Below are 25,270 nucleotides of genomic sequence, written 5' to 3'. Positions count from 1 at the left end.
GCGGCCGGTCAGTAGCCGAGCCAGCGCATCGGTGCCTGGCTGGTGAAGCCGTTCACCGTGCGGTACCCCAGTTCCAGCCGGGCCGGGGTGGCCTGCGGAACCAGCGGGGTGAACCGTTCCAGACCGCCCCAGTCGCGCGCCCAGTTGTTCCGCAGATAGGTCGGAACCAGCGTGTTGGACAGCAGTGCGTCGGTGATGCCCAGCGGGCCGCCGTTCACGCCGGCCGACCAGGTCTGGCTGTTCTTCTGCGTCGCATCCGCGTCCGGCATGATCCGCCAGTCCGGGAGCTCGAGCACGCCGTCGCGCACCGCGATCGGCCGCTGGCACGGGAACACCAGGCCCGGCATCCAGTCGATCAGCACCGGATCGGTGGAGCCCACCACGTCGTTGAGGGTCCGCAGATGCGGCACCCGCGGCGGGGTGAAGGCCAGCCACTCCGCGGCCGCACCGGCGTCGTCGACCACCTGCAACCGCACCAGCGTCGCGCCGGCCGGAGCGTCGGCGAGCGGGAAGCGCAGCGTGCGCCAGTCCGAGTTGGTCTCCATCGCGTCGAGCGGGATCAGCGGCTTGCCGACCGTCCGGACCGAGCCGTCGGCGTTCCGGCGGCCGAACTCGGCGACCAGCTTCCGGCCGCTGGTGAGCACCCCGAGGCCGTTGTAGGCCTCGATCGAGCCGGCGGCGGCCACCGCGATCAACGGTGCGTCGGCGGGCGCCTTGCCGGCAGCGAAGCCGATGTCGTACCAGTCGGTGGTCACCGACGAGACCCCGGACGCCCGGTAGCTGCCGAGCACCGGAGTACTGGCCGGCGAGAGGCCGTAGGGCAGGCGCACGGCCGACTCGGTGGGCGCCGCCTCGGTTTCGGCGATCTGCTCCTCGGTCTCGTCCTGCGAGTCGCCGGTGCCGTCGTCGCCGGTGCCGGTACCGGTGCCGGCACCGGCGTCCCGGCCGCCGGAGACGTCGTCGGTCGACGCCATCTGCACGGCATCGTCCTCGTCCTCATCGGAGTTGGAACCGGTCTTCTTCTCCAGCGGATCGATCAGCACCCCGGACGGGACGCCGGTGGCGGTGAAGCCCACGTTCTTCCCGCCCAGCGCCGCCTTGGCCGACGGCCGGCGGCCGTCCACCTCGGCCGGGGTCAGCATCGCGGCCGCCGGATCCTCTTCCACCAGAACGTCGTTGGCCAGCCCGCAGATGTCACCGGTCAGTGCCCGGGCATTGGATTTGGTCCACGACCAGCTGTCGCGCTGCACCCAGGCGCCCTTGGCGAACGAGGCGAGCATGAACAGCACCACCAGACCGGCGATGACCGGGATCGGCGACACCTTGAGTCGGTCGATGCCGGTGCGGTCGAAGCCGGTACGGGTCTGCTCGTCGACGTAGTCGTCGCGGAAGTGGTACCAGAGGCCGACGGCGACGGCGACCAGCGCCAGAGCCAGCGCGATCCAGCTCAGGTTCACCCCGGCGATCGAGACCGGCCGGTCCCACCACGGCACCCCGTAGCTGCCCACGTACCACCACATGTTGGTGCCGGCCGCCGACACACCGGTCACCAGCAGCACGGCGGCGGCGAAGAACGCCCGGTTGCGGCGCGAACGCAGCAGCGGCGGGGCCATCATGGCGGCCGCGGCCGCGGCCACACAAGCACCGATACAGGCGTACACGCCCAGATGATGGGTCCATTTGGTGGGCGTGAACGCGATGAAGAACATGGTGCCGAGCATCACCGCGACCAGCCGCCAGATGGGGGCGCGCGCCACCGCCGGCGGCCGGTGCGCGGCCATCAGGCGGAAGATCACCACCATCAGGCACAGGATCATGATCAGGATGCCGAAGCGGCGCGGGAAGGTGCCGTCGCCGGTCTGCAGCACCAGGTAGTAGTAGCGGATCGGCTCCTGCCACCACTCCTGGGTCGGTCCCACCTCGGAGGCCACCATCGAACCCTCGATGAGTGGCCGCAGCGGGTGCGCGTAGAAGATCACGAACAGCACCGAGGTGCCGGCCGCCAGGATCGGCGCCAGCATCGGCAGCAGACCGTCGCGTTCGCGGCGGGCGACGATGCCGCGCACCACCGGCCGCAGACCGGCCAGCAGCGCGGCCACGGCCATCAGGCCGCCGGGCGCCACCGCCAGGGTGAACGCCGCCAGAATGGCGGCCACCGCGTAGGGCAGCAGTCGCCGGGTGGCGATGGCGCGCTCGACGGCGCACCAGGTGAGCAGGGCGCCCACCGCCTCCACCGGCTCGAAGCGGATGCCGTTGTTGTACGGCAGCCAGATCGCCAGGAAGACCAGCGCGCCGGTCCACACCGCGGCCTTGCTCGTCCGCACGGCGCGGCCCAGACGCGGGATCACCTCACGGCTGATCACCCACCAGCCGAGCAGACCCAGCAGCAGCGAGGGCAGTCGCAGCCACGGTGTCGCGACGCTCACGTGGGTCATCCACGACAGGATCTGATACGGCCAGCCGAACGGATCCTGCGGGACGCCGAAGTACCGGAAGTAGTTGTCCGCGTAGCCCGCCTCGGAGGTGATGCGGGCGACGGTGATGTTGTAACCGTCGTCGGAGGTGTTGCCGCCGCCGAGCCACCACAGCACCAGCACTACGAAGACCACCACGTCGGGAGGGCGGATGGTGAACCAGCCGCGCGGCAGGAATCGCTTGTGCGCCCGGCCGTCCCGGCTGTCGAGCACCCCGAGAGCCACCAGCGACAGCAGCATCATGACGACGCCGAAGATGATGGCCGCCAGCTTGATCGGTGTCGGCGAGTTCACGAAACGGGTGTCGATGTCGGCGTGCAGCGACAGACCCTCGCGCGGGGCGTCGGCGGGAAGGTCGGAGAAGACGCCGACGATCTGCGGACGCATGTCCGGGTCGTCGGTGTCGTAGCGCAGGCCGTCGGCGTCCTGTCCGCCGGACAGCCCGGTCACTGCGGCGTGCAGCCCGTCGGCACCGCCGTCGACGGTGATCATGCAGTCCGGATCGGCCTGGGCGGCGGCCCGATCCGTGCTCAGCAGCAGCACGTCGCGGGCGGTCACCGTGAGCTCGCTGTCGGTGGCACGGATGAACATGCCGCGCGCGGAGGCCTGCTTGCCGGCGGCCGGAATGGTCGATAGCAGCACGCCGCCCCCGGCGGGCAGGTCGCCGGCCAGCCGGCAGGGCACGCTCACCGTCATCGAGGTGGGCACGAAGGACACCAGCGGGGCCGTCACATCGGCCACCGTGCCCTGCTGAGGCCACTGCACCGCCGAACTGCGCTGCTGCACCGGCAGCAGCGGGGCGAGCACCGCCATCAGGAAGCCGAGCAGACCGGCCACGACGGCGACCAGTTTGGTCACCCGGTAGTCGTTGCGCTTCAGCAGCTCCCAGCGGTCACCGCGGCCGGCCGGCTGCGCCGGCTGCTCGGCCCGCGGGGCGTCCTGGGGATCGGGACCGTCGGTCATTTCGTCCTCTCCACGCGGATCGAGCCGTTGCGGGACAGGCCCGAGACGGTCGCCGTGTGCGTCTGCACGCGCGCGGGCGCGGCCTGCGGAGCCAGCGGGGTGAGCTTCTCGAGTGAACCCCAGTCCTCGTGCCAGTCATCCTTGAGATAGGTGGGCACCGTGGTGGCCTTGGTGGTGCCCTCGGAGACGGCCAGCAGGCCACCGCCCGAGGCGGCCATCCAGGTCTTGGACTGCATGTTCATCGTCACGTAGTCGGGCAGGATCCGCCACTGCGGCACCTCGACCACACCGTGGCGCACACCGATCGGCTGCTGGCACGGGAAGTGCGCCGCCACCGGGAAGTCGATCAGCGTCGGCGAATCCGAGCCGACCACTGCCTGCAGGGTCTGCAGGCGCGGCGCGCGGGGCGGGGTGAGCCCGATGAACTGCAGGGCACCGAGATTCGTGTCGTCGGCCACCAGCCGCATCACGGTGGCGCCGGCCGGCACCGCCGACATCGGAACCCGCAGATTGCGCCACGGCAGGTTGGCGATCACCGGACCGGGATCGATCGGAACGACCCGCGGGCCGATCTGCTCGAAGCCGCCGTCCGCGCCCGCCCTGCCGAATTCGGCGACGAGTTTCTGCCCGGGGACCCGGACCCCGTCGGCGTCGATGGTGGAGATCGGGCCGGCGGTGGCGAAGACGATCAGCGGTGAGGCCGAACGGTCCGGCAACTGGTACCAGCCGGTGGTGAGGTGGGCGTTGCCCTGGTAGCCGAAGCTGCCCAGCACCGGAGTGGTGTCCGGGTCCAGGCCGAAGGGCAGGGCCACGGTGGAGCCGTTCACGGTCTTCGGTCCGGTGCCGCCGGTGGTGCCGGCGCCGAGGGTGCCCGAGGTGGCGAAGGGCCGCGAGGTGGAACCGGCCACATGCATCTGACCGGGCCGGGAGGACACCCGGGAGGTGGGCGTCAGATCGTTGGCGATGCCGTTGGGGGTGAAGCCCACCGCATCGGTGCCGGCCAGTGCGGCCGAGGCGGACCGGCCGTCGGCCGGCACCAGCATGCCGGCGTTCGGGTCGTCCTCGACGAGCACCTCGTCGGCCATGGCACAGGTCGATCCGGTGAGCGTCGCGAGGTTGTTCGACGCCACCGACATCGCCGGGCGCTGCGAGATCGCACCCTTGGCCAGGGAGCCGAGCATCACCAGCACCATCAGCGCGGCGATCACCGCGATCGGCGACGAGGCCAGCGCGAGGCGGCGTCGGTCGGCGACGGAATCGGGTTCGCCGCTGCCGTGATGGGCCATGCCGCGGTTGCGCACGTAGTCCAGCCGCAGCGTCTGCCACAGGGCCAGCGCCGACGTCAGCACCGCCAGGATCAGCAGCAGCGAGGAGATCTCCTGACCGGCGATCACCGGTGCCTTGTCGAACCAGGGCACGCCGAACCGGTACCCGTACGGCCAGGCGTTGCGGCCCGACATCGAGGCGGCCAGCGCGAACAGCAGTCCGGCGGCGAAGACGGTGAGATTGCGCGACGACCGGGATGCGGCCTGGGCCACGGCCAGGGTGCCGGTCGCGGCCAGCGCCGCACCCAGACCGGCGAAGACGCCGAAGTGGATGGTCCACTTCATCGGGACGAAGAAGAACAGCAGCAGGCTCACGCACAGGGCGCCGACCAGCCGCCACACCGGATTGCGGGAGACGCCCTCGATGCGTCCGCGGCGCAGCTGCATGGCGGCGGTCACCACGGCCGCGGCGAAGAGCAGCACCACCGGGATGCGGCGGGCGATGGCCCCGTCCGGGGTGGGCACGGAGAGGAAGTAGTAGCGCAGGAACTCCTGGTGCCACGGGATGGTGGGGCCGGTCTGGTACTTGACCTTCATGGCCTCGAGCACCGTCATCAGGGTCTGATCGCGGAACACCACCACCAGCACCACCAGGCCGGCGGCGGCGATCGGGGCGAGCAGCGGAAGCAGACCATCGGTGCGGCGGCGCTCGAGCAGCACCCGCAGCAGTGCGCGGGCACTGACCAGCAGGATCGCGACGCCCACCACACCCTGCGGGGCCAGCGAGAGGGTGAGCGCCGCCGCCGTCGCGGCGAGCGCCGCCGGCAGCAGCTGCTTGCTGGTGATCGCCTTCTCGGCCGCCCACCAGGTCAGCAGGGAGCCGAGCACGATGACGCCCTCGGTGCGCAGGCCCGAGCAGAACGGCATCCAGAACGAGAGGAAGACGGCGGCGGCGGCCCAGTTGGCCCACCGGTTCGCGGCCAGAGCGCTGCCCAGACGCGGCAGCATCACCCGGCTGATCACGAACCAGGAGATCAGGCCGGCCACCAGCGCCGGAATGTGCATCCACAGCAGCGACGGCGAGACCTTGGACCACAGCGCCAGGAAGTTGTAGTACCAGTCGAACGGGGCTTCGCTGACCCCGTAGAAGCGGTAGTAGTTCGGCAGATAGCCGGCGTCGTCGGCCACCCGGCCCATGTTGAGGATGTAGCCGTCGTCGGGGGCGCCCGCACCCAGGAAGAGCCAGACGATCAGGATCGCGGTGACCACGGCGTCGGTGGCGCGCATCCGGACGGCGCGCACCGCCGTCCGCAGCCGCAGCACCGGCGGCCCGCGATACCCGCCGGAGCGGTCCAGGCAGTACAGCGCGAACAGTGCGATCAGGGTGGCCAGGACCGCGATCGCCATCACCAGGATCTTCAGCACGGTGGGGCTGGTCTCGTAGCGGTTGTCGACGGCGATCGACGCCCGCAGTCCCTGCCCGGCCAGGTCCGTGACCTGGTCGGTGGTCAGTGAGGTGAACAGGCCGTCGATCTGCGGCCGTTTGTCCGGGTCGAGGGTGGTGCCCGGGCCGAGCCCGACGAACTGGGCGCCGGCGCCGGAAGGCCCGGCGAAGACGTGCAGCCGGGTGCATTCGCTCGACGCGATCTGCTGCCGGGTGGCGGTGGCGGCGGTGCTCGACCGGAAGGTGACCGCCACCCGGTCGGCGTTCGCCGAGATCACCAGGGCGCCGCTGTTGAAACGGGTGGCCTTGGCCGGCATGGTCGCCAGCACCGTGGTCGGTTCGGCGGGCAGGGCGGCCAGCGCGCGGCACGGGATCACCACGTCCAGGTTCTGCGCGGACTGGGCGATCAGCGGGGCCACGATCGACGGATCGTCGGCGTTGAGCGTCTGCCCCTGCGGCCAGCCGATGGTGGCGTCGGTGGTGTGCACCGGCATCAGCGGAGTGAGCACGGCGGCGACCACGGCCACCAGGCCGCCGACGACGGCGAGCAGCTTGGCCTGACGAGTCGACAGGGGCGCAGGCTTCTCCTCCTGCGCGTCCGGCGAATCTTCCGAGGCAGGGGACGTCATCGGCACTGGCACGACTCCTCAGGCTAATGCACAAAGCTGAGGACAGGCCAACCGCACGCCGGAGCACCGGCAGGTCAGCGGGTCAGTAGCGGATCGGTGCCGGACTCCACAGTCCGCTGCGGGTGGCGGTGCCGTGGTCGATGATCGCCGGGCGGGCGGGATCGTAGGACTCGTAGCGTTCGAGGGCGCCCCAGTCGCGGCCGATATCGCCCTTGAGGTAGGTGGCGACGGTCTCGGCGCGCTGCGAGACCTCCAGCCAGCCGAGTGGTCCGCCGCCGGGCGCGCTCTGCCAGGTGCCCACCGCGGCCGCCAGATCCGAGCCCGGCCGGATCCGCCAGTCGGGGATCTCGGCGACGCCGGCGTGGAAGTCGAACGGGCGCTGGCACGGCACCACCAGACCGGAGGTCCAGTCCACATGCACCGGATCCTCGCTGCCGACGGTCTCCTGCAGGGTGGTCAGCTCCGGCAGCCGCGGCGGCGTCACCACGATGTACCGGTCGTCCGAGAGAGTGTGGTTGTCGGCGACGATGCGCACCGCGGTGGCGTCGGCCGGCAGCGAATCGGTGTCGAGGCGGACATTGCGCCAGGATGGGCGCGGGCCCGGATCGATCATCGGGACGCCGCCCTGCGTGCGCAGCTGCCCGTCTCGCGTGCCGTCGGTGATCGGCTGGTCGGTGTACTCCAGGCGCAGTTCGGAGGGGGAGAAGTTGCCGGCCACCGAGAAGACGAGCAGTTCGTGGTCCTGGAAGTCCTTCGGCAGGGCGTACCAGGAGGAGGTGAGTCCGGCGGGGCTGCGCCGGTCCTCCGAGTAGCTGCCCAGCACCGGGGTCCGGGCCGGGTCCAGCCCGAACGGCAGCTCGGCGTGGCTGCCGTTGACTCCGGCGGTGGCGCGGGTGCCGCCGCCGGTGCCGCCGCTGTTGGCGATCAGCAGGTCCTCGTCGGCCGCGGCATCGCCGGCCAGCACCCCGAGACTGCCGCTGCTGGCCCGATTGTTGAGATCCTCGGGCACCCCGTCGGCGGTGAATCCGGTGGTGGAGCGGCGGTCGGCCCCGGCCGGCTGGCTGGTGGGGCCGGACAGCGGGTCGGCGACGGAGCCGTCGACGGGAGTGAGCAGACCGGCGCTCGGATCGGCCTCCACCCAGACCTTGTCGGCCATGCTGCAGACCTTGCCGGACAGCGCCTCGAGGTTGGTGCGCGGCACCGAGTACGAGCCGCTCTGCTGGATACCGGCCATGGCGGCGGTCACCAGGGCGAAGACGACGACGGCGGCGGCGGCCACCCCGAGCGGCGACTGGGCCAGCCGGTTGCCGGCCCGGCGCAGCCGGGCGGTGCGCGGGCCGCGAGGCGGATGGGCCGCCACCGGGTCGGTGCCGGTGAACGGCTCCCGGAAATGGAACCAGAGCGCCAGGGCCAGCAGCGCCAGCGTGATACCGAGGAGGATCGAGCCGACCTTCTGGTCGCCGATCGTGACCTGCTCCACACCCCACGGCATCCCCCACGCCGAGGAGTAGTAGTACGAGTTCGGTGCGGTCAGCGCCAGACCGGTGATGAACACGACCAGGGCCGCGAAGACGGTGCGGTTGCGGCGCGAATGCGTGGCCCGGGCCGAGGCGGCGATGGTCGCGATCGCGGCGAGGGCGGCGGCCAGCCCGGCGAAGACGCCGAAATGGTGGGTCCACTTGGTGGGGGTGAACATCAGGAACAGCAGCGAGGCGAAGGTGATCCCGACGATGCGCTGGGTGGGACCGGCGGCGGTGCCGGGGATCCGGCCCTTGCGGATCAGCAGGGCGCCGGAGACGGCCAGCGACAGGATCATGGCCAGCACCGCGAAGCGGCGGGTGATGGAGCCGTCGGCGGAGAAGGCGAACAGTGACGAGTACCGGTCGATCTCGTTGTACCAGTTCAGCGACGGCCCCACATCGGTCTTCATCGCCGAGCTCTGCGAGAACAGCGTCAGGGTGAGGCCCTGGAAGACCACGAACAGCACCAGGGTGCCGGCCGCCAGGATCGGGGCGATCAGCGCGGCGTACGCCCAGCCGATGGCGCGCCCGGTCTGCCGGGCCACCTCGCGGGCGCGTTTGATCAGGGACAGCACCATCGGCCGGGCCCCGGCGACGAGGGCGGCCACCGCCAGCACGCCGGTGGGGCCGGCGGCGATGGAGAAGGCGCCGACGGTGCAGGCCACCGCGGCCGGCAACAGCCGTCCGGTGGCGATCGCCCGCTCCACCGAGCACCAGGTGAGCAGGGCACCCAGACAGATGATCGGTTCGGGCCGCAGGCCGTTGTTGAACGGGAACCAGCAGGCCAGGAAGACTGCGGCGGCCGTCCAGGCGGGCGCCTGCCAGGCCTTGGCGGTGCGGCCGAGCCGGGGGATCACCTCGTGGCTGATGATGAGCCAGCTGATCATGCCGCAGGCCAGCGCGGGCAGACGCATCCACGGGCTGGCCACGCTGATGTGGCTGAGCAGACCGAAGGCCTGGTAGTACCACCCGAACGGGGCCTCCGGGGCCCCGAACCAGCGGAAGTAGTTGGCGGTGTAGTCGCTGTCCTGGGCCACCCGCGACATGGTCATCAGGTAGCCGTCGTCGGAGGTGTTGGGGCCGATGAAGTGCCACACCAGCAGGGCGCCGAGCACCACGTAGTCGCGGGCGTTGAGCCGCCACCAGCGTGCAGGGAAGATCCGCCGGTGGCCGCGGCCGTCGGTGCCGTCGAGGCGGGCCAGCGCGGCCAGCGAGATCACGGTGGCCAGCACGCCGACGATGATCGCCAGCCATTTGATGAGCGTCGGGGTGGTCGAGTAGCGCGAATCGATCTCCACCTGCGCGGACATCGTCGGCAGCGCCGAGGCGGGGCCGTGCAGCTGGGTGAACAGGCCGGTCAGCTGCGGTCGCTGATCGCCCTGCCCGGTGTCGGTGGTCGATCCGGTCAACGGCTCGCCGGCGTCGTCGTGCAGGCCGGCGAAGGAGGCGGTCACCGCGTCGGCGGTGGCCGAGACGTCGATGCCCCGGCACTGCGGGGTGAGCACCTGATCGAGGGGGGCCGACACCAGCGGATTGTTGCGATTGACCACCTCGACGGTCCGGTCCGCGGCGGGCTGGCCTGCGGTGCCGGTCACCCGGATGAACAGTCCGCGGCCCGCGGACTTCTCTGCCGACGGCGGCAGCGTGGACAGCAGAACCGTGTCGGTGCCGGTCAGCTCGCCGGCGGCGGTGCACGGCAGGTGCACGTCCATGGAGATCGGCACGTACGAGATCAGCGGCGCTTCCACCGATTCGATGGTCCCGCGCTGCGGCCAGGAGATCTCCGCGGTCGTCTGATGGACCGGCAGCAGCGGGGTGGCCAATGCCAGCAGAAGGCCCAGAAGGCCTGTGACGAGGGCGGTGATCTGTGCCCGCCGGACCGAGTTCACTGGCACAGGGGAATAGTACTGATGCCCGGCGGCGGGAGTCGCCGTGTGTCGCCGGTGCCGGTGCTCAGACGTGGATGGCGTCCCGGCGCAGCCGTTGCACATCCACGTAGCGCAGGCGTTCGCGGGTGTGCCCGGCGCACCGTTGCGCGAGCTCGACGAGGGCGTCCGGGGATCCCGAGTGCGGTTCCTCGAGGACCATGGTGTCGCCGTCGGCGAAGCACAACTGCACGGCCACGTGCGGGAGCGGTTCGCTGGTCGAATCGCCGGGCTCGTCGAAGTCGTACAGACGGGCGGTGGTGGTGGCCAGACGCGCCGAGACCTTGCCCCCGCGGGGGCGTTCGACGATGAAGCCGCGCTCGAAGAGATGCAACACCAGCGGACCGCGGCGCAGCTGTGTGACCGCGGCGTACGACAGTCCGGCCCCGACGACGGCGATCAACGCGAGCAGTATCAGCATCGGCCAGGTGTAGCCGCGTGAGCCGAGGCCGGAGTAGAACGCCGCGCCGAGCCCCACCACGCCGACGATCAGCATCGGCAGCGCGTTGATCAGGACCTTCTTCTCCCGGCGGCTGTCGACGCGGGTGGTGCGCTCGAGCCGGCCGAAGTCCCGCTCGACGGCGATCTGCGCGGAGTCGCTGCTCAGGTCCGTCTTCGCCATCGGGGGCCTCACTCCCTGGTGCTGTCCACCGATCGGGGGACGAATGGCATCACAGTACCGGGGCGGCCGGACGGCGACGGCGCAGACGGCCCGGGGCGCCCACCGTGTGCGGTGGGCGCCCCGGGCCGGTCGTGGACGGTGGGTGTCAGAGGCCGCGCCAGTTGGCGACCGACCAGATCACGATGATCTGGAGGACGATCACCAGGATCGACCACCAGGGGGTGTACGGGAGCCACAGGAAGTTCGAGACGATGGAGATCGCCGCGATGACGATGGCGGCCACGCGCGCCCACTCGGCGGCCCGGAACAGGCCCCAGGCGATCAGCAAGCCGATGATGCCGACCACCAGGTGGATCCAGCCCCAGGTGGTGAGACTGAACTCGTACACGTAGTCGGTGGTCTCGTCGAAGACCACCAGCGTGTCATCGCCGACCAGCGCCGCGATCGCCTGGAAGATGGCCAGCACCGAGGCGATGAGCAGCAGGGATGCGGCCACCAGGACCACGCCTGCGGCCCACGGCGACGAGGTCCTCTCCGGCGCCGGCGGCGGGGGTGCGGGCTGGTGAGAGGCCGGCTGGTGAGGCGCGGGCTGCTGGGGTGCGGAATGGTGAGGCGTGGGCTGCTGATGCGCAGGCGGCTGGGGCGCGGGCTGCTGAGGTGCAGGCTGCTGAGGCTGAGGACCGGAGGTTGGGGATGTCATGGTCTGGAAATACCACGCAAATCCGAGACTCTCTCGCTGAATCACTAGACTGGGCACATGGCGAATGAGGAACGGCCGATTCTGCTGCTCAACGGACCCAATCTGAACACTCTCGGGCTCCGGCAGCCGGAGATCTACGGCACCGCGACCCTCGCCGACGTGGTGGCCCTGGTCGAGCGGACCGCCGCCGATCTCGGCTACGGGGTGCGCGCCCTGCAGACCAATCACGAGGGCGAGATGATCGACGCGATCCACGCCGCCCGCGGGCAGATCTCCGGGATCGTCGTCAACCCCGCCGGCTGGACGCACACCTCGGTGGCGCTGGCCGATGCCCTGGTGGTTCCCGAGGTGCCGGTCATCGAGGTGCACATCTCGAATGTGGCTGCCCGCGAACCCTTCCGGCACCACTCCTATGTCTCGCCGATCGCCTCGGCGGTGATCGCCGGGTGCGGTATCCGCGGCTACGAGTACGCGGTGCGGCAGATGGTGACGCTCGTCTCCTGATTCGCCGCGGTGGCGCCGGTGCCGTACCGTGGAGTCATCGGCAGTGCTGAGCCGCAGTCCGGTTCGCACCCGCCGCGCGTCGTAGAAACGCAATCGCCGAGGCTTGATTCCCGGCGGAGATGTCTTCGTACGGCGAACGGATACGCGCACCCGCGTGTTCGCCATTGACGATTCTCGTGCTCCGCCTGCGTGGCCGATGTCCGGTCGCCTGTCGTGCGCCCGAGAATCCCTGAGCCGCAAAGGCTTTCTTTCATGACTGTGACTTTCGCCGATCTCGGCGTGCCCGCCCCGATCGTGGCGGCCCTGACCGCCGACGGTAAGACCGCGCCCTTCCCCATCCAGGAGAAGACGCTGCCCGATTCACTCGCAGGCCGGGACGTGCTCGGCCGCGGCAAGACCGGCTCGGGCAAGACGCTGGCCTTCTCCATCCCGCTGGCCACCCGCCTCGGCGGTTCCCGTGCCGCGCGCCCGGGCCGGCCCACCGGGCTGGTGCTGGCCCCCACCCGTGAGCTCGCCACCCAGATCGCCACCGCCCTGACCCCGCTCGCCGAGGCGATGGGTCTGCGGGTGACCACCGTCTTCGGCGGGGTCAAGCAGAACCGGCAGGAGCGCGAACTGCGCGCCGGTGTCGACATCGTGGTGGCCTGCCCCGGCCGGCTCGAGGACCTGATGGGTCAGCGCATCGTCTCCCTCGACGACGTGCAGATCACCGTCCTGGACGAGGCCGATCACATGGCGGACCTGGGCTTTTTGCCCGGCGTCACCCGGATCCTCTCGGCCACCCCGGCCGACGGTCAGCGGATGCTCTTCTCGGCCACCCTCGACAACGGGGTGGACAAGCTGGTGCGCCGCTTCCTGCACAAGCCCGTCACCCACTCGCTCGAAGAGGCCACCAGCCCGGTGGAGAAGATGACCCACCACGTCTTCGAGGTGCGCTCGGGCGAGCAGAAGAACCAGCTGGTCCAGACCCTCGCCTCGGGCACCGGACGACGGATCCTGTTCACCCGCACCAAGCACCAGGCCAAGAAGCTGGCCCGCAAGCTCACCTCGGCCGGGATTCCGGCGGTGGACCTGCACGGCAACCTGAGCCAGGCGCAGCGTGACCGCAACCTGGCCTCGTTCTCCTCCGACGACGGCGCCCGGGTGCTCGTCGCCACCGACATCGCGGCCCGCGGCGTGCACGTCGACGGCGTCGAGCTGGTGGTCCACGTGGATCCGCCGGCCGAGCACAAGGCATTCCTGCACCGGTCCGGGCGCACCGCCCGCGCCGGGAGCAACGGTGACGTGGCCACGGTCTGCCTGCCCGAGCAGCGCGCCGATCTGCGCAAGCTGCTGGCCAAGGCCGACATCAAGGTCAAGCCGCAGCAGGTGACCGCGGATTCGCCGCAGGTGCTCGAGCTGGTCGGGGAGCAGGCGCCGCTGCGCGAGCTGCCGCCGCCGGCTCCGGCCCAGCAGCAGTCCGCCGCCGGCGGTGCCGGTTCGCGCCGGCGCGGCAGCCGGGGCAACAGCCGGGGTCGCGGCGGCCAGAACGGTCAGAACGGTGGCGGTCAGAGCCGCGGCGGTCGTGGCCGGGACGGTTCGGGCCGGGATTCCGTTGGCGGACAGGGACGTTCGCAGCACCGCAGTACCCGGTCGGGCGGGGCGGTCTCGGGCGGTGCCCGCTCGGGCAGCGGTCAGGGCACCGGCTCGCAGTCGGGACGGCAGCGCAGCAGCGCCGGAGCGGGACGCGCGGCGTCGCAGCCGCGCGCGCAGCAGGGCGGTGCCCCGGCGCGCCGTCGCCGGGCCTCGCGTCCGGCCGGCGCTCCCGCCGCGCGCTGAGGCTCAGGCGCCGTCCGTGCTGCGCAGGCCCCTTGGTCAGCGCAGCGCGGCGGTCACCGCATCGCGCACCCGGCCCCGCCACAGCGGTCCGTGGCCGGGCATGATCACCGGGGTGTCGAGTCCGGCGAGCGCCTCGAGTCCGGCGGCGTTGGCCGCCGGGTCGTGCGTGAAGATCGGGCCCAGGCACTGCGGTCCGGCGTGCGGCTGGATCGGATGACCGGTGACCAGCGCATCGCCGGAGACCAGCACCTCGCCGTCGGCCACCAGGAAAGCGCTGTGGCCGCGCGTGTGCCCGTGGCAGGCGACGGCCTCCGGGGCGCCGGGCAGGGCCGTGAGGTCGCCGAACGGCTGAGCCCGGCTGAGCCCGGTCCTGCTGAGAGCGCCGAGAGGCACGATCTGCGCCAGCCAGCGCGCCACCCGCGGGCGCCAGAGCACCGGCACGATCGACGCGGCATCGGCCTGCTCGAGATACTCGCGCCGGGCGTGACTCACCTCGTCCGCATCGGCGAACGTCGGGAAGTCATGCGCGCCGGTCAGTTTCACCAGGCCGCCCAGATGGTCCACGTGGGCGTGGGTGAGGAGCGCGGCGCGGATCTCCTCCGGTGCACTGCCCACCCGACGCAGCGATTCGGCCACCGCCCCGGCGTGGCCGGGATAGCCGCCGTCGATCAGCGTGACGCCCTCACCCGATTGCAGGATCACCCAGTTGACCGTGCCGGTGCTGACCAGATGGGTACGCGCGGAGCCGCTGCCGATCGAGTCGATCTGCAGCGAACTCACGGCCGATGCACCACCAGTACGAACGGACCCACCTCGGTCACGGTGAACGCCGGATCGTCGAAGGCCGCCGGATCGAAGGTCACCGTGTACCGCTTGACGTTCGGATCGTTCGGGTACACGTCCTTGGCCAGCCGCAGGGAGTAGCCGTCGGCACTGTAGCGGAACAGGAAGACGTTCGGCGCCGGCCACGGACTGTGCTTGAGTGCTGCGGTCAACTCGGCCGGGGTGGTCAGCTCCGCCCAGCGTTCGATGGTTGCGGCCCGCTTCTCGAACTCCGCCAGAGGATTCGCGTAATGCGAGGTCAGTCCCTGGAAACCCCAGTACGGGTACACCGACAGGAAGCTGTAGTCGGCGGTGAGCACCACATTGCCGGTGGCCGCCCGGCCGGTCTGTGCGCGGATCAGCCGATGCAGCTCCGGATAGTACGACTCGGCGCCGGGCGGGCGGTGGTCGGCGCGCTGGCCGGAGCCGTCGGTGTCGGTGTACGCCAGCGAGATCTCGCCGGACATCGACGACGGGATCGCCTGCGTCAGGGCCAGGGCGGCGAGCGCGGCGATGACGCCGATCGCGGTGCGCACGTCCCCGAACCGGCGCACCGCCGCGCGGCCGGCCTCGGCGACGGCCAGCACCCCGGCCGCGGCGAGCAGCCCGGCGGTGAGCGCCTCGAGCCGGAAGGAGAGCAGCGTGCTGCCCACGGCGGTGCGCGCCAGCGAGGCGAAGGTCAGCACCAGGATGCCCACCAGCCCGGTCGCCAGGGTGGCGGCGATGGTGCGCCGGCGCATGTGCACCAGCACCCAGATCAGGCCGGCCAGGGTCAGCAGGCCGATCAGCGACCAGTGGAACATGGGCAGCCCCAGCACCGCGCCGCCCTCGGGCAGGTAGTGCTCGGCCGCCCCGGAACCGCTCACCGGTGCGGTGGCGCGCCGGCGCAGCCACGGCAGCCAGAAGCACAGGGCCACGGCCACCGCGATCACACCCGTCACCAGCAGGCGCACCGCCACACCGAGCATCTCGGCCCGGCGTACCGAGCGGCGCACCTCGTCGGCCACCGCGGCGTTGCGGTTCCGCGCCCACGCGGTCGCCAGCCAGAGCAGTGCCAGCAGGATCGCGGTCCCGGCGAAGAAGGCGGTGTAGAGCGTGTACGTCGTCGCGGAGACACCGATGAACAGACCGCCGGCCACCACCGCGAGCCAGTTGGTCCGGTCGAGCGGCTGAGGGCCGTCGGCGAGCCGGCCGCGGCCACGCAGCGCCGAGGCGATCACGACCAGCATCGGGACGCCCACCAGCACGAGGACCGCGGCGTAGGGTTCGGCGGCGGCATAGCGCAGCGTCACCGCGGTGACGGCGATGCCGATCGGGCCGCCCACCTTGACCCCCACCATCCGGGTCCACAGGGCGGTGCCGAGGGCGGCCGCCGCCGCGATCGAGATGATCGCCCACGGTTTGTAGGCCTCCCAGCCGGGCAGTCCGGTCAGCTGTGCGTAGCGGCCGCCGAACCAGAACCAGGCCGCCGGATAGTAGGGCGGCAGGTCCAGGTAGGTCATGTCCGCCAGCCGCGGGCTGCTGGTCAGCCGGGTCAGGTATTCGGTGCGGAACTGCTGGTCGCCGGAGAGGCCGTTGAGAAACAGGCGGGTGGCGCCCAGCGGCATGCCGAGCGTCACCGTCGCCAGTCCCGCCGAGGCCGCCGCGGACAGCCACGACGAGATCAGCGGGATCCGCCGGTAGTGCGCGCAGATCACCGCGATCACCGCGACCAGCAGAAAGGCCGCCTGCCCCAGAGTGGTGAGGGAACGGGTGACGTTGGAGGTGTTGAACGCCGGCCAGTCGACCACGTCGATCACCTTCAGGCCGACGACGGCGACGGCCAGACCCAGGACCAGGCCGCCTCCGAGGACCGCCAGATCCCGCAGGCGCCGGTTCGCGATCGACGGGGTCACGCTGGCTGCGGTGCTCACGCCGATCAGATGGGGAGCTTGCGGAAGACCGGGCGCGGGATGTGCCGCAGCACCATCATGATGTAGCGGAACGGTCCGGGCACCCAGATGACGTCCTTGCCCTTGTCGACGGCGGCCACCACCATCGCGGCGACGTCCTCCTTGTTCACCGTCAGCGGGGCCTCGGCGACATGCGCGGACAGCCGGGTGCGGACCTGGCCGGGCCGGACCACCAGCACCCGGATGCCCTCCGGCCGCAGCGCCTCGCCCAGCCCCAGATAGAAGCCGTCCAGACCGGCCTTGGTGGAGCCGTAGACGAAGTTGGAGCGGCGCACCCGCTCACCGGCCACCGAGCTCATCGCCACGATCTGCCCGTGCCCCTGCTCGCGCAGCTTCTCGCCGAGCAGCACGCCCACCGAGACGGCGGCGGTGTAGTTGATCTCCGCTTCGAGGACGGCGAGTTTCTGGTCCTGCCAGGCCTGCTCGTCGTCGCCCTGGATGCCGAAAGCCACGATGGCCACGTCGATGTCGCCGCCGGCGAAGGCCTCGTCGATCACCTTCGGGTGGCTGGCGGTGTCCCGGGCGTCGAAGTCGATCTGGGTCACGCTGGTGGCGCCGGCGGCGGTGATCGTCTCGACGGCGGCCGCCGCGGCCGGATCGTTCGGGACGGTGGCCAGCACCACGCGGGCCGGGTTCTTGGCGAGGAACTCGGCGGTGATGGCCAGGCCGATCTCCGAGCTGCCGCCGAGGACGAGGATGGACTGCGGAACGCCGACGGCGTTGAACATGTGAGATTTCCTTTTCGGTCGGTGGTGTCCGGAAGCGGTGCGGCTCAGACGAGCTCGAGCCGGCGGCCCATGTCGGACATGAAGACACCGGTCGGATCCACCCGGCGGCGCACGGCCAGCCACTCGTCGATCCGCGGATACATGGCGTGGAAGGTCGCCGCGGTGGTCCGCGAATCCTTGGCGGTGTAGAGCCGGCCGCCGATGGACATGACGCGGCGGTCGAGTTCGGAGACGAACTCGTGCAGGCCGCGCTTGATCGGGAAGTCGACGCAGATGTTCCAGCCCGGCATCGGGAAGCTCAGCGGTGCCTGGTTGCCCTCGCCGAAGAGCTTGAAGACGTTCAGGAAGCTCACGTGTCCGGAGGCCTGGATGTCGTAGATGATGCCCTTGAACTCGTCGACCGCCTCGGGCGGGACGATGAACTGATACTGCAGGAAGCCCTTGGATCCGTAGGCGCGGTTCCAGTTCCCGAACAGATCCAGCGGGTGATAGAACTGCGTCAGATTCTGGATCTTGCCCCGGTAGTTGCCGCCCATCCGGTAGTACGCCTCGCCGACCAGCGAGAAGTTGAACTTGTTGGCCAGCCCGTTGGGGAAGACGTCCGGGAAGTTCAGCAGGGTGGGGGCGTCGAACTTGAGCGGGTCCTTGGCCAGCTTGTCGGGCAGCTGGTCGAGGGTGGCCAGCGAGCCGCGGGAGAAGGTGCCCCGGCCCAGCTTCGGTGGCTTGCTGATCGCGTCGAACCAGCCGGAGCTGTACGTGTAGTTCTCTTCGGAGCCGTCGGTGTGCAGCGCGATGGTCTCTTCGAGGCTGTGGGTCACCGAGCCGTCGGCGATGAAGTAGGCCGTCTCGGTGCGCGTCATCTGGATCTTGGCGCGCAGCACGATGCCGGTCAGGCCGATGCCGCCGACGGTGGCCCAGAAGATGGAGGCGTCCGGGTCGTCGTCGGTGCCCGTCGGGGTGAGGGTGAGGATCGTGCCTGCCGCGGTCAGCAGCGAGATCTCGCGCACATGGTTGCCGAAGCTGCCGGCGCTGTGGTGATTCTTGCCGTGGATGTCGCAGCCGATCGCGCCGCCGACGGTCACCTGGCGGGTGCCCGGCAGCACCGGGACCCACAGGCCGTGCGGCAGGGCGATGCGCATCAGGGTGTCGAGGTCGACGCCGGCGTCGAGATCGATGATCCCGGTCTCGTCGTCGATGGAGTAGATCCGGGTCAGCTGCGTCATGTCGATGGTCAGCCCACCGGCGTTCTGCGCGTTCTCCCCGTAGGAGCGGCCCAGACCGCGGGCGATCACGCCGCGCTTGAGATAGGACGGCTTGTCGGCGTCCTCGTCGGCCACCCGGGCCACCGCGTCGGCGATGACCTCCGGGTACGGCGTGGACAGCACGTGGCCCTCGATCGGCATCGTGCGGCCCCAGCCCATCAGCGTGCGGGTCTGCACCGGAAGTAGTTCTGCGTTCGTCATCGCTTCAAGAGAGTACTCGCTGCGCCCTCATAAAACCCTGAGCCGTGTGACCGCAAGCGACGCCGGTTACATTCGAATCAGCCCCGAATACCGGTGCGGCGGCGAGACGAGAAGACGGAAAGCGGGGTCCGGGAATGATCGTGGTCGGGTACACGGCAGGCGCGTTCGGCCGGGCCTGTCTGGCCGAGGGCATTGCGCAGGCGCGGGTGCACGACGCCGAGCTGCTGGTGATCAGCGCCGTCTCCGAGGCGCGGGGCCAGCGCATCGCCGATGCGAACGAGATCGCCTGGGTGGAGCGGCAGCTCGAGCAGTCCGGGCTGCGCTGGCGGCTGACCCAGCCGATCGGCGGCACCCCGGCCGAGGAACTGCTGGCCGCGATGGACGATCCGGCGGCCATCATGCTGGTGATCGGGATGCGCCGGCGCACCCAGGTGGGCAAGCTGCTGCTCGGCAGCACCTCGCAGTATCTGCTCGTCGAGTGCCGCAAGCCGGTCCTGGTGGTCAAGCCGGGCGACGATCACCGTCGCCCGCCGGTCTCGCCGGCGTCGCCGGTCGACGAGGCGGCCGAACTGCCGTGGTCGGGCTCGGAGATCGAGCCCTGAATCCGTCCTCGCCGTCAGCGCAGGAGGCGCGCCACGAACGGGGTGGAGTCCCGGAGTGAGGCCAGCACGGTGCCGGAGTGGTCCTGGTCCGGGTAGACGTGCAGCTCCACCGGCTGTCCGGCAGCCTTCATCTGGGCGTACAGGGACAGTGCGGACGGCGCCGGCACATCCATGTCACGCAGGCCCTGGCCGAGGAAGATCGGCCGGTCGTAACCCGAGTACGGGGTGCTCATGTAGTCCACCAGTGCGGCCTGCACCCCCGGGATCGAGGTGATCGGGCGCGTGAACCAGTCGGCGGTCTTCGCTCCGTCGAGTTTCTCGCTCAGCTCGCCGTAGCAGAGGGTGCGGGCCTGCCGCACGGCGCGACGGCCCTGGGCGGTGAGGATCCGGTCGGTGTGCAGATCGGGCCGGGCGTCGTCGAAGCCGGCCAGAATGTACGAGACATAGGCGTTGAGGGCGGCGGGCAGGGTGACCGGCGGGAAGCCGGGTCCGGCCTGCCACAGGATGTGCTCGATGTTGGCGGGGGTGCCGGTGGCGACCACGCCGCGGTAGTCCAGGCCGCTGCCCTTCGACAGCGAGTTGGCGCGGCGCGCGGCGTTCAGGGCCGCCGCGGCGCCCTGAGACTGGCCGACGATGGCCCAGCGCTTGGCCAGCGGCAGTCCGGCGTGCTGGGCCGAGATCACCGAGTCGACCACGGAATTCGCCGAGACCGTGCCGCTGAGGTAGTTCATCAGGCCCGGGGTGCCCAGGCCCACGTAGTCGGTGGCCACCACCGCATAGCCCTGCCGCAGCCAGTGGCTCAGGTAGGTCGAGTCGCGCTCCGACCGCGGCTGCGCCGACGGCGCGCACTGGTCGGCCAGGCCGACGGTGCCGTGCGCCCAGGCGATCACCGGGTAGCCGCCGGCCGGGGCGGGGGTGCGCGGCAGGAAGACGGCCCCGGTGCTGGTGGCCGGTGCGCCGTGAACGTCACGGCTGGCGTAGAGCACGCGGTAGGCGCGGCCGGCGCCGGGCAGCGACAGGGCGGGGTCGAGCGCGGTCTTGGCCAGCAGGGTGCCGGGTGCGCCGATCGGTCCGGAGTAGTCGCGGGCGTCGAGTCCCGACCAGATCGGGGCCGGGGTGGCGCCCGGCACCGCGCCGGCGGGACCGGGAGCCTGGGCGGCCAGCAGTGCCGCGGCGGCGAGGGCGACGGCGGCGAGGGTGTGGCGGACGGAGCGGCGGGTCATGGAAGCCGACGGTAGTCCACCGCGCCGCCGCGCGGATCAGCGCACGCGAACCGGGGTGGCCGCCAGTCGCTGCGGGGCCATGCCGCCGAGGCTGCGCGAGGACTGATGGTCTTCGACGATCGCCACCGAGCAGCCGCCGAAGGCGGCGCAGTTGACCCGGGTGTCGTTGGGGATGGGGCCGAACAGTGAGGTGTCGTGCAGGGCGATCCGCAGGGTGCCGGAGGCGGTGCCGTTCTTGGCGATCGCCACCGCCTGGGTGTCCCGGTTGCTCAGGTGCACGAAGCTGTTGCGGATCTCGCCGGGGCGGGCGCAGACCGGGAAGAAGTCGGGCTGGTTCTGGCAGAGCATCACGTAGTACCCGGCGGCCGGATTCAGCCCGCTGGCCTGGAACTTCACGAGCTGACCGACGTGCAGGGTGCGGTCGGCCACGGTGATCGCGGGGGTCCGGGCCGCATCGGCCGGTCCGGCGGCGGTGATACCCGCTCCGAGCAGTCCGGCGGTGACGAGCGCGGCCGACGCGCCGGCCGCGAGACGGTTCTTCTTCTGCATACCGCAACAATATTGGTGAGGCTTACCTAAAGACAACCTCGGTGCGGGGCGTCGTACCCTGGCACCGTGCGAGAAAGCGACCCGAGAGACCTCCCGCGGCATCCGAACCACGAGGACTTCGCCACCCGGCATGCCCCGATGCCCGTCGAGCTGCCGCTCGACGACGAGGAGGCCTCGACCTCGGTACCGCTCAAGACCCAGCTGATCCGGTTCGTCGCGACCGGCGCCGGGTCCGCGGTGCTGGACTACGGACTCACCCTGGCTCTGCAGTACGGCCTGGGGGCGCCGTTCGGCGTCGCGAAGGCCTTCGGCTTCATCCTGGGCACCACCGTCGCCTACCTGATCAACCGGCGCTGGACATTCCGGGCCGAGCCGAGCACCGCCCGGTTCGTCGCAGTGCTCGCGCTCTACGCGGTGACCTTCGCGGTGAACGTCGGCCTGTACTCCTGGCTCTCGCACGCCTGGGAGGAGACCTTCGTCTACAGCACGGCGGCGTTCGTCGTCGCACAGGGCGTGGCCACGGTGATCAACTTCGTGGTCCAACGGGCAGTCATCTTCAAGATCCGCTGAACGGTGGGCAGCGACGATGACCCGTGCGATTGTCGTCGGCAGCGGCCCCAACGGTCTGGTCGCCGCCGTGGTGCTGGCCCGTGCCGGGATCGCCGTGCACGTGCTCGAGGCGGCGGCGACCATCGGCGGCGGCGCCAGGTCGGACGAGATCTTCCGTAGCGGCATCGTCCACGACCACTGCTCGGCCTTCCATCCGCTCGGCGCGGTCTCCCCGGCATTCGCCGAGCTGGGACTGGCCGACTACGGGCTGCGCTGGCGGCACGCACCCTACGACCTGGGGCACGCACTCGACGACGGCCCCGCGGTGCTGCTCTCGACCTCGGTGGCCGAAACCGCCGGTCGGCTGGGCCGGGACGGACCGGTGTGGCAGGACGTATTCGGCGATCTGGCCGACGGCTTCGGTGAGCTGGCAGCCGATGCGCTCGGCCCGATGCTGGCCCGCCCCGAGCATCCGTTGCGGCTGCTCGACTTCGGCCGGCGTGCGCTCTTTCCCGCCACCGGGCTGTCCCGGATGTTCCGCACCGAACCGGCGCGGGCCCTGTTCGGCGGTGCGGCCGCACACGCCTTCACCGCGCTCGACGGTCCCGGCTCCTCGGCGGCCGGACTCATGCTGCTCGCGGCCGGGCACCGCGGCGGCTGGCCGGCGGCGGAGGGCGGGTCGTCGTCGATCATCGCCGCGCTGGCCACTGCGCTGATCGACGCGGGCGGACGCATCAGCACCGGAACCCCGGTGACCGAGCGCGGCCGGCTCGACGAGGCGGACCTGGTGCTGCTGGATCTGATGCCCGGTGCGGCGGCACGGCTGCTCGGTTCGGCGATGCCGGCCCGGATCGCCCGCGCCTACCGCCGTTACCGGCACGGTCCGGCGGCGTTCAAGGTGGACTATCTGATCGACGGCGAGGTGGGCTGGCGCGATCCGGAACTGGCCCGGGCCGGCACCGTGCACCTCGGCGGCACCGTCGAGCAGCTGGCCGCCGCCGAGGCGCAGGCGCTGGCCGGGAGGCTGCCGGAGCGGCCCTTCGTACTGGTGGGGCAGCAGTGGGTGGCCGATCCCTCACGGGCGCCGGGGCCGCTCAAACCGCTCTGGGCGTACGCCCATGTGCCGCACGGATATTCCGGAGATGCGAGCGAGGCGGTCACCGCGCAGATCGAACGCTGGGCGCCTGGCTTCCGGGAGCGGATCGTGGAGCAGACCTCGCGCGGTCCGGCCGCGTTCGAGGCCGGTAACGCCAACTATGTGGGCGGCGACATCGGCGGCGGGCGCAATGACCTGCGCGGCCTGATCGCCCGGCCGCGACTGACACCGCGCCCGTACTTCACCGGGGTCGACGGGGTGTACCTGTGCAGTTCGGCCACCCCGCCCGGCGGTGGCGTGCACGGCATGTGCGGCTACCACGCCGCCCGCGCCGCACTCGCCGACCTCGCGCGCTGACGCCGCCCGGCCTGCCGTGGTTCGTGACCGGTATGCCGTCACGAACCTCGGCACCTCGGGCCGGGGTGTGGATGGGGGGAGGGGCGTGGTGCGGATTGTGGGTGGCGGGCTTCCCTGCGAGGCGGTCGGCGGACAGGCTCGGTGCATGGGGGATCGGCAGCCGGCACCGGAGATCGCGGAACTGTTGGACAGACAGGACGGGGTGATCGCCCGGCGTCAGGTGCTCGCCTGCGGGGAGACCTCGCGCGACTGCCGGCGCCGGCTGGCCCGTCGCGAATGGGTGTCGGTGTATCCGGGCATCTACATCGCCCACACCGGTCCGCTGACCTGGCAGCAGCGGGCCTGGTGCGCGGTGCTCGATGCGCATCCCGCGGCACTGTGCCGGTCCTCGGCGCTGCCGGTGACGGGGGTGCGGGCGCCCGGCGAACCGGTGCACGTGCTCGTCGACCGGCATCGCCGGGTCACCCGGCGTCCGGGTGTGGTGGTGCACTACGCGGCCTCGACGGATGCGGTGCTCTGGCATGCGTTCCCACCGCGGCAGCGGACGGACGACGCGGTGGTGGATCTGGCCGGCGACGCGCGCACCGCCGTCGCGGCGATCGCCGTGCTGGCCGACGCCGTACAGGCCAGGATCACTACCGCCGGCCGACTGGCGGCCGTGGTGCGCGGCCGACCCACTCTGCGTCGACGCCGGCTGCTGCTGGCCGTGCTCGACGACATCGCCGGTGGGGTGTGCTCGGCGCTCGAGCACCAGTACCTGACGAATGTCGAACGCGCACACGGCCTGCCGGCACCGCGCCGGCAGGCACCGACCCGGGCCGGGCGGCCCGGCCTCCGGGACGTCGACTACGACGACTACCGCCTCACGATCGAGCTCGACGGCCGGGCCTTTCACAGTGACGCCCGCGCCCGGGACCGGGACATGGACCGCGATCTGGCTGCGGCCGTGGCGCAGGACCGGACCACGCTGCGGCTGTGCTGGGGGCAGGTGGTGGACCGGGCCTGCAGCACCGCCCGCGCCGTGGCCCGGATACTGCGCGGGCGCGGCTGGACCGGCACCTTCCGTCGCTGCCCCCGCTGTCCGCCCGGCGAACCGTTGCCGTAGATCGTGACGGGGATGCCGTCACGATCTGCGGCAGGTCAGGCGTTGACCTTGGCGATGATGTTCTCGCCGTACCAGTTCAGGTGGTCGATCTTCTTCTGCAGCGGCTCGGTGTCCGAGCCCATGATGTAGGGCAGCCGGAAGCCGACGATCACATCGGTGATGCCCTTGTCCTCGAGTGCGCGCACGCCGTCGACCGTGTAGGCGTCCATGGAGATCACATGGATCTCGAAGGGCTTGTCGTTCAGGCCCTCCGCCGTCCGGATACCGGCGATCTTCTCGAGCAGCGCGTCGAGCTCCTCGGCGGGGCCGCCGCCGTGCATCCAGCCGTCGCCGCGGATCACCGCGCGGCGCAGCGCCAGATCGGCATGCCCGCCGACCAGCAGCGGAACCGGTTCGGTGGGCGCCGGCGACATCTTGATCTTCGGGATGTCGTAGAACTCGCCGTGAAACTCGAAGTAGTCGCCGCTGGTGAGGCCGCGGATGACGTCCATGCACTCGTCCATCCGCTTGCCGCGGCGTTTGAAATCGACGCCCATCATGTCGTAGTCCTCCGGCCACGGACTGGTGCCGACGCCCAGCGAGAGCCGGTTGCCGGTGAGCGCGGCCACCGACGACGCCTGCTTGGCCACCAGGACCGGCGGTCGGATCGGCAGCTTGAGGACGAACGGCAGGAACCGGATGGTGCTGGTGACCGCACCCAGGTAGGCGGCCTGGGTGAAGGGCTCGACGAAGTCCTTGCCCTCGAGGAACTCGCGGTTCCCGTCGGGCGTGTACGGATACTTCGCATCCGAGACCTCCGGGTAGGCGATCGAGTCGGCGATCGTCAGCCCGTCGAAGCCGGCGGCTTCGGCGGCCTGGGCGAGCGGGGCGTAGTAGCTGAGGTCGGTCATCGCTTCGGCGAAGGTGAAACGCATACCGTCTAGACTAGAACATGTTCTAGTTCTGTGTGCAGGGTGCCGG

At 71.0% G+C, this 25,270-nt stretch carries 17 protein-coding genes and 1 pseudogene; 6 read left to right on the top strand and 12 right to left on the bottom strand.

From position 1 onward, the window contains the following. Positions 1-8: 8 nt before the first annotated feature. The 5 genes from ACJMNC_RS15445 to ACJMNC_RS15425 form a co-directional block, all read right to left on the bottom strand. On the bottom strand, positions 9-3,437 hold the full coding sequence (locus tag ACJMNC_RS15445) for an arabinosyltransferase domain-containing protein (RefSeq protein ID WP_408948852.1): 3,429 nt from the start codon (positions 3,435-3,437) through the stop codon (positions 9-11). Then, entirely contained in the window at positions 3,434-6,775 is a 3,342-nt protein-coding gene (locus tag ACJMNC_RS15440; RefSeq protein ID WP_408948851.1) for an arabinosyltransferase domain-containing protein, read from the bottom strand. Before ACJMNC_RS15440 ends, ACJMNC_RS15445 begins: the two co-directional genes overlap by 4 nt. Before the next feature lie 82 nt (positions 6,776-6,857). Beyond that, a complete protein-coding gene (locus ACJMNC_RS15435; protein WP_408948850.1) occupies positions 6,858-10,190 on the bottom strand; it encodes an arabinosyltransferase domain-containing protein in 3,333 nt (1,110 codons plus the stop codon). 58 nt (positions 10,191-10,248) lie between these two features. Next, complete coding sequence (locus ACJMNC_RS15430) at positions 10,249-10,842, bottom strand: hypothetical protein (protein WP_408948849.1); 594 nt, start codon at positions 10,840-10,842, stop codon at positions 10,249-10,251. A gap of 145 nt (positions 10,843-10,987) precedes the next feature. Beyond that, positions 10,988-11,338 carry a hypothetical protein gene (locus tag ACJMNC_RS15425; RefSeq protein ID WP_408948848.1) on the bottom strand — a complete coding sequence of 117 codons (351 nt, stop codon included), beginning with the start codon at positions 11,336-11,338 and terminating at the stop codon, positions 10,988-10,990. A gap of 261 nt (positions 11,339-11,599) precedes the next feature. On the opposite strand from ACJMNC_RS15425, the gene aroQ reads away from it, so the two are divergent. Both aroQ and ACJMNC_RS15415 read left to right on the top strand, forming a co-directional pair. Further along, entirely contained in the window at positions 11,600-12,046 is a 447-nt protein-coding gene (gene aroQ, locus ACJMNC_RS15420) for a type II 3-dehydroquinate dehydratase (RefSeq protein ID WP_408948847.1), read from the top strand. Between the two features lie 252 nt (positions 12,047-12,298). After that, complete coding sequence (locus ACJMNC_RS15415) at positions 12,299-13,864, top strand: DEAD/DEAH box helicase (RefSeq protein ID WP_408948846.1); 1,566 nt, start codon at positions 12,299-12,301, stop codon at positions 13,862-13,864. A 36-nt stretch (positions 13,865-13,900) separates the two neighbouring features. Here ACJMNC_RS15415 and ACJMNC_RS15410 read toward each other — a convergent pair whose 3' ends face one another. Genes ACJMNC_RS15410 through ACJMNC_RS15395 form a run of 4 tightly spaced genes read right to left on the bottom strand, consistent with a single transcriptional unit; the run spans position 13,901 to position 18,829 of the window. Next, on the bottom strand, positions 13,901-14,644 hold the full coding sequence (locus ACJMNC_RS15410; RefSeq protein ID WP_408948845.1) for an MBL fold metallo-hydrolase: 744 nt from the start codon (positions 14,642-14,644) through the stop codon (positions 13,901-13,903). Next, positions 14,641-16,599: an arabinofuranosyltransferase gene (locus ACJMNC_RS15405; protein WP_408948844.1), complete on the bottom strand. Its 1,959-nt coding sequence runs from the start codon at positions 16,597-16,599 to the stop codon at positions 14,641-14,643. The genes ACJMNC_RS15410 and ACJMNC_RS15405 overlap by 4 nt, the downstream gene beginning before the upstream one ends. Before the next feature lie 5 nt (positions 16,600-16,604). Continuing rightward, positions 16,605-17,366, bottom strand: a complete 762-nt coding sequence (locus ACJMNC_RS15400; protein WP_408948843.1) for a decaprenylphospho-beta-D-erythro-pentofuranosid-2-ulose 2-reductase — start codon at positions 17,364-17,366, stop codon at positions 16,605-16,607. Between the two features lie 44 nt (positions 17,367-17,410). After that, positions 17,411-18,829 carry an FAD-binding protein gene (locus tag ACJMNC_RS15395; RefSeq protein WP_408948842.1) on the bottom strand — a complete coding sequence of 473 codons (1,419 nt, stop codon included), beginning with the start codon at positions 18,827-18,829 and terminating at the stop codon, positions 17,411-17,413. 134 nt (positions 18,830-18,963) lie between these two features. On the opposite strand from ACJMNC_RS15395, the pseudogene ACJMNC_RS15390 reads away from it, so the two are divergent. Continuing rightward, positions 18,964-19,338 (top strand): annotated as a pseudogene (locus ACJMNC_RS15390) (universal stress protein); the annotation flags it as partial. Between the two features lie 107 nt (positions 19,339-19,445). Here the strand turns inward: ACJMNC_RS15390 and ACJMNC_RS15385 are convergent. Both ACJMNC_RS15385 and ACJMNC_RS15380 read right to left on the bottom strand, forming a co-directional pair. Continuing rightward, positions 19,446-20,654, bottom strand: coding sequence for an alpha/beta hydrolase family protein (locus ACJMNC_RS15385; RefSeq protein WP_408948841.1), 1,209 nt, complete (start codon positions 20,652-20,654; stop codon positions 19,446-19,448). Between the two features lie 36 nt (positions 20,655-20,690). Then, a complete protein-coding gene (locus tag ACJMNC_RS15380) occupies positions 20,691-21,203 on the bottom strand; it encodes a hypothetical protein (protein WP_408948840.1) in 513 nt (170 codons plus the stop codon). A 138-nt stretch (positions 21,204-21,341) separates the two neighbouring features. Between ACJMNC_RS15380 and ACJMNC_RS15375 the strand changes: the two genes are divergently transcribed. The 3 genes from ACJMNC_RS15375 to ACJMNC_RS15365 all read left to right on the top strand — a co-directional run bounded on the left by ACJMNC_RS15375 (position 21,342) and on the right by ACJMNC_RS15365 (position 24,310). Next, complete coding sequence (locus ACJMNC_RS15375; protein ID WP_408948877.1) at positions 21,342-21,773, top strand: GtrA family protein; 432 nt, start codon at positions 21,342-21,344, stop codon at positions 21,771-21,773. Positions 21,774-21,789: 16 nt separating this feature from the next. Further along, the gene (locus ACJMNC_RS15370; protein WP_408948839.1) at positions 21,790-23,205 is read left to right on the top strand and encodes a phytoene desaturase family protein; all 1,416 of its coding nucleotides are present in this window, start codon (positions 21,790-21,792) and stop codon (positions 23,203-23,205) included. 145 nt (positions 23,206-23,350) lie between these two features. After that, positions 23,351-24,310 (top strand): hypothetical protein, encoded by a 960-nt coding sequence (locus ACJMNC_RS15365; RefSeq protein ID WP_408948838.1) that lies wholly within the window; start codon positions 23,351-23,353, stop codon positions 24,308-24,310. Positions 24,311-24,345: 35 nt separating this feature from the next. On the opposite strand, the gene ACJMNC_RS15360 is transcribed toward ACJMNC_RS15365, so the two are convergent. Beyond that, positions 24,346-25,224, bottom strand: coding sequence for a TIGR03619 family F420-dependent LLM class oxidoreductase (locus ACJMNC_RS15360; RefSeq protein ID WP_408948837.1), 879 nt, complete (start codon positions 25,222-25,224; stop codon positions 24,346-24,348). Positions 25,225-25,270 lie beyond the last annotated feature (46 nt).

The organism is Gordonia sp. VNK21 (assembly GCF_046098115.1).
In the GTDB taxonomy this organism is placed as follows: Bacteria; Actinomycetota; Actinomycetes; order Mycobacteriales; family Mycobacteriaceae; genus Gordonia.
Note: the sequence above shows the minus strand (reverse complement) of the source record. Positions and strands in the feature narration are given on the sequence as shown.